At 59.1% G+C, this 2345-nt stretch carries 2 protein-coding genes; one reads left to right on the top strand and one right to left on the bottom strand.

Annotation, left to right across the window (positions count from 1 at the left end):
- Positions 1-32 precede the first annotated feature (32 nt).
- Positions 33-1592, top strand: a complete 1560-nt coding sequence (locus GXX82_01125) for a flavocytochrome c (GenBank protein NLT21628.1) — start codon at positions 33-35, stop codon at positions 1590-1592.
- Positions 1593-1697: 105 nt separating this feature from the next.
- On the opposite strand, the gene GXX82_01130 is transcribed toward GXX82_01125, so the two are convergent.
- A complete protein-coding gene (locus GXX82_01130; GenBank protein NLT21629.1) occupies positions 1698-2336 on the bottom strand; it encodes a glycosyltransferase family 2 protein in 639 nt (212 codons plus the stop codon).
- Positions 2337-2345: the final 9 nt, after the last annotated feature.

The raw sequence follows: 2345 nt of genomic DNA on the forward strand, positions 1-2345 counted from the left end.
ACGGTGGGGGAGGAAACACAAAAGGAGGAGACATGAAAGACGGAGATGCAGAACAGAAAGGCATGAGCAGACGGTCACTGCTCAAGGGCGCGGCGGCCGTTGGGGCGCTGGCGTCAGTGGCGGGGGCAGCGTTGAATCTTGCGGCTCCCGGCACCGCAGAGGCTGCCACGAAAAAGCTGCCCCAGAAATGGGATGAGACATGGGATGTTGTCGTCATCGGTTCAGGGTTTGCGGGCCTTGCGGCTGCGGCGGAAGCGGCCGGCAACGGCGCGAAGACAGTCATCCTCGAGAAGATGCCCATCTACGGCGGAAACTCGATCATCAACGGCGGCGGCTACGCCGCGTGGGATGACAAGATGCATCTTCGTCAGAAAAAGAATCTCGGCGAAGACAGTATCAAGCAGCACATTCAGGATACCCTGAAGGGCGGGGATTTCTTCAACATGCCGGACCTCGTTGAGGTCATGGCGAAAGAGGCCCCCGATGCCCTGAACTGGATGATCGATGAGGGAGGCGCCCAGGTCGGGGACGTCCTCGTCATCGGCGGCGGGCACACCGCGTACCGCGCGCACTTCTCGGCCCACAACTCCGGCAAGGACTATACCGAAGCCCTCAAGAAGATAGCCGAGAAACGCGGAGCCAAGATGGCGCTCAATTCCCAGGTCACCTGGATCTGGCGCAAGGACGCCGATCCCAAGAGCCCCGTCCTTGGAGTCGAGGTAAAAAGAGGCAGCAAGGTCGTGAATGTACGGGCCAAGAAAGCTCTCGTCCTCGCTTCGGGAGGTTTCAGCTGGGATGTGCAGATGCGCATGGAACACTGGCCGAAACTCGTGAAGGAGTTCAACTGCACGAACCAGAAAGGCGCCACGGGCGAGATCATACGCTATTCCAAGGCCGTGGGAGCGGACACCCTGCACATGAACTTCATCCAGCTCTTCCCCTTCCCCGAACCGGAGGCCGGTACCCTCGACAGGCCCGCGGTGTACGGCTTCAGCGGACCGGGCGCCGGGGTCATCTACGTCAGCAAGGCCGGGAAGCGGTTCGTCAACGAACTGGACCGCCGGGACGTATGCGCCTTCGCCCAGATCGCCCTCGGGCCGAACATGAAACCCGCGTATACCATCTTCAATGACGCCATACCGCCCAAATTCGGCGGCAAACCGGCAGAGGTGGAAGCAGGCATCAAGAAAGGCCGTTTCATAAAGGGCGACACCATCGCCGACCTGGCGAAGAAGATCGGCGCCCCCGCGGATGTCCTTGAAAAGACCATAAAGGACCACAACAAATACATAGCGGACGGAAAGGACCCCGAGTTCAACAAACCCATGAAAAAGACGATGGTCCCCATGGACAAGGGTCCCTACTATGCCCTCCCGATGTGGCCCGCCGTGCACCACACCATGGGCGGCCTCAGGATAAACGCCAACTCCCAGGTCATCGACGTCTTCGGCGCGCCGATACCCCATCTCTACGCAGCCGGTGAGGTGGCCGGAGGAGTCCACGGCTCGAACCGTCTGGGCTGCAACGCCACGACTGAATGCGTCGTCTTCGGCCGCATCGCAGGCAAGAACGGAGCGAAGGAAAAAGGATAACAGCCGTTGCAAAAACCAGGGCCACCCCATCAGGGTGGCCCTTTTTCGTTCGTCTTTGTCTTTGCCCTCTAACCCTCAAGCGGTTCAAGCCGTTCAAGCCGGTTTCTATCTGAACACGTTGTATTTCACTATCGTGAAGAACGCCTTGATGCCGTCGCGCCAGGTGATCTTTTTGCCTTCCTCGTAGGTCCTCCCGTAGTAGGAGATGGGGACCTCGTAGATACGCCATTTCCCCTTTGCCACCTTCGCGGTGATCTCGGGCTCCACGCCGAAGCGGTCGGATTCGATCGTGATCGTCTGTATGACCTCTTTCTTAAAGACCTTGTAGCACGTCTCCATATCCGTGAGATTGAGGTTGGTGAACATGTTGGACAGGAGCGTGACCGCGGAATTGCCCACGAAATGCCAGAAGTACAGCACCCTGTGCGGCCCGCCGAGGAAGCGCGATCCGTAGACCACGTCGGCCTTTCCCTCGAGGATGGGGCCGAGCAGAACCGGGTACTCCCTGGGATCGTATTCCAGATCGGCGTCCTGAATAAGGACGATGTCCCCCGTGGCAGCCGCTATCCCGCGCCTCAGAGCCGCGCCCTTGCCCTGATTCTTCTCCTGGAAGATGGTGATGATGCCTTCCTGGTTCCCCAGGTATTCCCGCGTCCCATCCGTCGAGCAATCATCGACAACGATGATCTCCTTCTCGTAGGGTGTCTCTTTCACCTTCCGGAGGATCTCATCGATAAACTCGATCTCGTTGTA

Source organism: Syntrophorhabdus sp. (assembly GCA_012719415.1).
In the GTDB taxonomy this organism is placed as follows: domain Bacteria; phylum Desulfobacterota; class Syntrophorhabdia; order Syntrophorhabdales; family Syntrophorhabdaceae; genus Delta-02.